We start from the raw sequence: 5,948 nt of genomic DNA, 5'->3' as shown, positions 1-5,948 counted from the left end.
AAGTGGGTGGTGAGGGACTCGAACCCCCGACCCGGTGATTAAGAGTCACCTGCTCTACCAACTGAGCTAACCACCCGAGGCACACAGGCGCCGGAAACGCTTGAATGCAGGGGGAAACCTATCAGGAAGATACCCCTTGTCGCACATCTGCAACATCCGCATACTGGGCGTGTGAGTCACCTTGAAATCGGGATTGACCTCGTCCTAAGCCTTGCGGTCACTGGGATTACACCTGAAAAAGCTTTGCCAAATTCTTAGTGAGAACCTTTATATCGATCATAGGAAGCGTTGATTTCCAACTCTGCCTCAACGTGCCCAACCCATTCGCCGCCTTGCACAGATTTTCCTGGTTCGAGAGTTTTATAGACTTCAAAGAAGTGCTTGATTTCAGAGAGTTCATAGGCAGGCACATCATTTAAATCTTGAAGATAAGACTTACGTACATCACCCGCTGCAACACACAACAGTTTGTCATCTCCGCCAGCTTCATCTGTCATGTTTAACATTCCGATTACACGACATGAAACAACGCAACCAGGAAAAGTTGGTTCATCCAACATGATCAGAGCATCAAGGGGATCGCCGTCTTGAGAAAGGGTGCCCTTTACAAAACCGTAGTCATAGGGATAACGAGTTGATGTGAAGAGCATGCGATCTAGACGAACCTCGCCAGTGATGTGGTCGATCTCGTACTTGTTACGCGATCCCGCTGGGATTTCAACAACGACGTCGAAAATCATTTCAGTCCGGCTTTCTACTTAGTGGTGCGAGGGTTAATCACTAAAGAAAAACTTGGGGTGAACGACGGGGCTCGAACCCGCGACATCCCGGACCACAACCGGGTGCTCTACCAGCTGAGCTACGTCCACCATGAGTTGCCAAGTCTACCTGTTGTTAGGTGGTGGTTGGAGCCTCTGTTTGTGCGGAAATAAAGACTGCTTGGCGGTAATACGCCAGCTCTGCGATTGAATCTTGAATGTCACCAAGGGCGCGGTGGTTGCCCGTCTTTGCGGGAGCGGCAAAGTACGCCTTAGGAAACCATCTGCGGGTCAACTCTTTTATCGATGAAACATCAACAGTTCGGTAATGCAGATAATCGTTGAGCAATGGCATATCGCGCGCGATAAATGATCGATCAACGCTGACCGAGTTGCCGGCTAACGGGGATTTGCCGGGTTGGGTCGATGCGCTTTCCAGGTAGGCAATGACCTTGGCTTCGGCCTCGGCAACAGAGATTCCATGGGGGATTTCAGTGATCAATCCAGAGGTCGTGTGCATCTGGGTGACGAACTCATTCATTGCCGCCAGCTGCTCGGCGCTCGCCTTGATGACAACGTCCACACCTTCGCCGATGACATTTAAATCAGAGTCGGTCACAAGGACGGCGATTTCGACCAAGACATCCTTTTCCAAGGAAAGTCCCGTCATTTCGCAGTCGATCCAGATCAAATTGGGTTGTTCATTAGCCATGGGGGCAACCTTAAGGGCAAAGGGGTGATTTCACCTTTTGTTAACCTGCTAGACACCTTCGGTCTATGTAAAAAATCCCGCGTAAGTACAAGATTCACCTCATGACATTGCTTGAAAACAAGTCGGCAATCCCCGCCCCGCGGCAAATCACGACCAAGCCACGACGCTCGGATCAAATCTTCCGGGCAGTGGTCACCATTGGTGGAATGACATCCTTGGTCATCCTTGGCTTGATTGCTCTGTTCTTGTCACTAAAGGGAATAAGTGTTTTGCGTGTTGAGAAATTTTCTTTCATAACCGAATCCAAGTGGGAAGTATTGCAAGATGCCGACGGCAAGATTGCTGAAAGCACCTTCGGTCTTGGTGCAATGCTTATCGGAACATTCCTCTCAGCTTTCATCGCTGTGATTGTCGGTGTTCCTATCGCCGTTTTGAGTGCTTTGTATTTAACCTTCTATGCACGCGGATCAGTAAAGAAGGTTTTAATTTCTTTAATCGACCTTATGGCCGCATTTCCATCACTTCTTTTTGGTTTTTGGGGCTTCATCGTTTTGATGAGCAGCGCAGAATATTGGGCAAAACTTCTCAATAAGTATTTAGGATTTATTCCAATCTTTGATGTTCCCGCGCCAATCTTTGAACGCTCACCATTTATTGCAGGTTTAGTTCTTGCAATTATGATCATTCCAATCGTTACCGCAATTTCTCGTGAAATCTTTGATCAAACACCTTTGGATCGAGTGCAAGCAGCTTATGCATTAGGTGCATCAAAACTTGCGATGATTCGCGCAGTTGTTATTCCTTATGGCCGTGGCGGAGTAGTAGGCGGAGCAATGCTTGGTCTAGGACGTGCAATGGGTGAAACAGTCGCGGTTTACACAGTGCTGAACGTTGTTTATCAGATCAACTGGCAGGTGCTTTTCGGTGCAGGTGGAAACGTTGCTTCACTTATTCTCTTGAAGTTCGGAGAAGCGGGTCCAGAAGAAGTAAATGCATTAATGGCAGCGGGCCTTGTCTTGTTCCTTCTAACCTTGACCGTAAACGCTATCTCTGACGTATTAATCAATAAGTTTGGGAAAAAGGGACGATGAATCAAGTCACGATTCCAAAACCTCAAAAGCCTTGGGGCACTTCGATCGCACAGAGATTGGCTACCGCTTCCTTATTAGCTCTGGCCGGTGTTCTCGCAGGTGCTGCGGTAGAACTTACTGGGCTAAATGGCAAGTTGGGTTTTGCAGCAGCCTACTTTTTCTTTGCCAGCCTTTTGATTTTTGTGCAACAACTGCGACTTCGTGATTTAGCTGCTGCAAAAGATTCCCTGTTAAGCAGTTTTGCATTTCTGGCAATGACCATAACCCTGATTCCAATTGTGAGCATTGTTATGACAGTGGTGTTAAAGGGTTACAAGGGAATCCACTTTGGCATGTTTACCAACGATATGACAATGGCTTCTGTTAACGATCCAGTTCAAGCAGGCGGACTTTTACACGCCTTAGTCGGAACCATCATCATGGTGGGCGGCGCGCTCATCGTCAGTTTCCCAATTGGACTTTTAACCGCACTGTACTTAACTGAGATTCGCGGCAAATTAGCACGGCCAATTAAGTTTCTTGTTCAAGCAATGAGCGGTGTGCCATCAATCGTTGCCGGTTTATTTATTCTTTCGATTTTAGTTATTCCTGTAACGCAGGAGCTAACTGGCCTGATGGGGTCACTTGCATTAAGCATCTTGATGATTCCAACAATTGCACGCACAGCTGAAGAGATGCTGCTATTGATTCCAAACGAACTTCGTGAAGCAGGAGTAGCACTAGGTGCAACTCAGTGGCGCACCGTTTCTGGCGTGGTAGTTCCTGCTGCAAAAAGCGGATTAGTTACCGCGGTAATCCTCGGAATCGCTCGTATCATCGGTGAAACCGCTCCACTCCTGCTTGTATCAGGTGGCGCAGATGCACTTAATTTCAATCCAACTTCGGGTCCAATGGGCTCGCTACCGTTTTATATTTGGAAGGCATTCCTTACAGGCGGAACAGAAGAGGCATATGCAAGAGCGTGGGGTGGCATGTTGATCTTGCTAATCCTGATTGTGGTTCTATTCGGGCTTGCCCGTTACCTAAGCGGTAGAAAGGTAGCTTGAGATGACACCTACAGAGAATTCAAATAACGATAACAATATGGAGAAAAATATGCAGACAACGACGCCATCATCACTTGCATCAGTTGCAGGCAATCGTGAGCAACGAGTCCCAGGGACAAACCTTCTAGGGACAGGTCTTGAGACTCGTGGAGTTCACGCATGGTTTGGCACAAAGCATGTGCTCTCCGATGTTTCATTGGACTTTGCTGCCGGTACCGTCACCGCATTAATTGGACCTTCGGGCTGCGGAAAGTCAACGTATTTGAGAACTCTTAACCGCATGCACGAATTCATTCCAACGGCAGCACTTGCTGGTGAAGTTCTGCTTGATGGCAAAGATATTTACGCACCCGGAACAGATGTAACAAAGATTCGTCTTCGTGTAGGTATGGTTTTCCAAAAGCCAAACCCTTTTCCATCAATGACCATTGGTGAAAATGTTTTGTCTGGACTCAAGCTTGCCCAGTTGAAGAAAAGCAATACTGATGAACTGCTCGAGTCATGCCTGGTACGTGCAGGACTATGGAGTGAAGTTAAGGATCGCCTCGGCGAGCACGGTGGTGCTCTGTCTGGTGGACAACAACAGCGCTTGTGTATTGCACGCGCTTTAGCAGTCGAGCCTCAGGTGCTTTTAATGGATGAGCCATGTTCTGCCCTTGACCCAGGATCAACTTTTAGAATTGAACAAACAATTTCAGAGCTAGCCAAGTCAATGACCATCGTCATCGTTACTCACAATATGCAGCAAGCAGCTCGCGTTGCTGACTACACAGCTTTCTTCCTCTCTGATGGTGGTCCAGGAGTCATGGTTGAGACAGCGCCAACCAGCAAAATCTTCTCTTCTCCAACCGATAAGCGCACCGAAGATTATGTAACTGGACGGTTCGGGTAACACCTACTGTTCACCAAAGGTAGGGGTTTTGTTTACTTAGTTCTTGCCTAGCCGTAACTCTGGCTGATTACTTTCGTGGATGTAAAGGTTTTACCCTCCTACGAAAGGTATTAAATGAAGTTTTCAAATAAGGCAAAAGCATTCGCTGTTGCCGCAGTAATCGCAGTTTCATCTGCGCAGCCAGCACACGCTGTTGATCTAGCGGGCTCAGGCGCGTCATTCGTTGTTCCTCTAGTAGAAGCGTGCAAGGCAGGCTTTGCTAAGAAGTCCGGACACTCATTTGTTTACACATCAACCGGTTCAGGAACAGGTAAGAACAACTCCGATAACAAAATTGGAGACTTCTGGTTTTCAGATTCAGCGCATACAGGTGCCAAGAAGCGTTCAACAATTTACCATGCACCAATCGTTGCAGCTCCAATTGCAGTTCTAGTTAACCTACCTGCAAAGAAGGACATCTACCTTTCTTCAACTACAGTTGCAAAGATTTTCTCAGGTGAAATTACAAAGTGGAATGACCCATTGATCGTCGCGGATAACAACCGCACTGTAAAGTCAGTTATCTACAGAAAGACTGCATCAGGAAACGTTGCTGTGGATAAAAAAGGCAATCCAATTGTTTTGCGTAACGCTTCAAAAACTATTTATTACACACTTCCAAACAAGCCAATCAAGGTTGTTTTCCGTTCAGATACATCAGGAACTTCAAACAACTTCACACGCTTCATGAATGGTGTAGCTCCAACAGTCTGGACAAAGCCAGCTAACGATGCATTCACAACTGCCTTCCCAGGAAACATCAACGACACTGCAAATATCGGTCGTATTGTTGGTGCAAATGGTTCACAAGGTGTAGCAACACTTGCAGCCAAGTCTCCATACTCAATTACATATGCAGAAAAGCAGTGGGGTACATCATTTGGTCTCCGTGCCGCATACATTGGAAATGCATCTGGTAACTTCACAGCTCCAGATTCAGCTTCAACATCTGCATTCCTAGGTGAGGCAAAGCAAGCTGCTGATGGAATCGTTACTTTTGACTACAACACAAAGGTTGCAGGCGCATACCCACTTGGAATCATCAGTTACATGTTGCTAGAGACTTCATATGAAGATAAGACAAAGGGAGCTGCTGTTAAGGAGCTCGCTGAGTACTTCTTGTCTCCAGAGTGTTCACTAGGTGCAGCCTCAACTGGCTTCATCGTTATCGAAGGAACATTCCTTGCCAAGGCGAAAGAACTACTCGCTCGCGCAAACAAGTAATCTCAAAACTCAATAAATAAATAAAAGAACCCAGGGCCGCGAGGGTAGCCCTGGGTTCTTTTATGTTTTAAAACTGCTGCGCGCCTGGCAGGAATCGAACCTGCGACAACCCGCTTAGAAGGCGGGTGCTCTATCCGACTGAGCTACAGGCGCTTGTAGGAGGGTCGTAATGCATAGTCTACCCGT

At 47.2% G+C, this 5,948-nt stretch carries 6 protein-coding genes and 3 tRNA genes; 4 read left to right on the top strand and 5 right to left on the bottom strand.

Annotated features, from left to right (window positions below):
- Positions 1–3: 3 nt before the first annotated feature.
- The 4 genes from AC9UGD_RS06055 to orn form a co-directional block, all read right to left on the bottom strand.
- A tRNA-Lys gene (locus tag AC9UGD_RS06055) sits at positions 4–76 on the bottom strand.
- A 178-nt stretch (positions 77–254) separates the two neighbouring features.
- The gene (locus tag AC9UGD_RS06050; protein WP_509570932.1) at positions 255–740 is read right to left on the bottom strand and encodes an inorganic diphosphatase; all 486 of its coding nucleotides are present in this window, start codon (positions 738–740) and stop codon (positions 255–257) included.
- A 53-nt stretch (positions 741–793) separates the two neighbouring features.
- A tRNA-His gene (locus AC9UGD_RS06045) sits at positions 794–869 on the bottom strand.
- Between the two features lie 25 nt (positions 870–894).
- Positions 895–1,470, bottom strand: coding sequence for an oligoribonuclease (orn, locus tag AC9UGD_RS06040; protein WP_509570930.1), 576 nt, complete (start codon positions 1,468–1,470; stop codon positions 895–897).
- A 101-nt stretch (positions 1,471–1,571) separates the two neighbouring features.
- Here orn and pstC point away from each other — a divergent pair, with 101 nt between their 5' ends.
- The 4 genes from pstC (at position 1,572) to AC9UGD_RS06020 (ending at position 5,762) form a co-directional block, all read left to right on the top strand.
- Positions 1,572–2,561 (top strand): phosphate ABC transporter permease subunit PstC, encoded by a 990-nt coding sequence (gene pstC / locus AC9UGD_RS06035; RefSeq protein ID WP_509570927.1) that lies wholly within the window; start codon positions 1,572–1,574, stop codon positions 2,559–2,561.
- Positions 2,558–3,607, top strand: coding sequence for a phosphate ABC transporter permease PstA (gene pstA, locus AC9UGD_RS06030; protein ID WP_509570924.1), 1,050 nt, complete (start codon positions 2,558–2,560; stop codon positions 3,605–3,607). Before pstC ends, pstA begins: the two co-directional genes overlap by 4 nt.
- A gap of 49 nt (positions 3,608–3,656) precedes the next feature.
- Positions 3,657–4,499, top strand: coding sequence for a phosphate ABC transporter ATP-binding protein (locus AC9UGD_RS06025; RefSeq protein WP_509570935.1), 843 nt, complete (start codon positions 3,657–3,659; stop codon positions 4,497–4,499).
- A gap of 114 nt (positions 4,500–4,613) precedes the next feature.
- Entirely contained in the window at positions 4,614–5,762 is a 1,149-nt protein-coding gene (locus tag AC9UGD_RS06020; RefSeq protein WP_509570921.1) for a substrate-binding domain-containing protein, read from the top strand.
- A 79-nt stretch (positions 5,763–5,841) separates the two neighbouring features.
- Here AC9UGD_RS06020 and AC9UGD_RS06015 read toward each other — a convergent pair.
- Positions 5,842–5,915 (bottom strand) — tRNA-Arg (locus tag AC9UGD_RS06015).
- Positions 5,916–5,948: the final 33 nt, after the last annotated feature.

The organism is Candidatus Planktophila sp. (genome assembly GCF_044232745.1).
GTDB lineage: Bacteria > Actinomycetota > Actinomycetes > Nanopelagicales > Nanopelagicaceae > Planktophila.
This window is presented reverse-complemented; position numbering and strand designations above follow the sequence as displayed.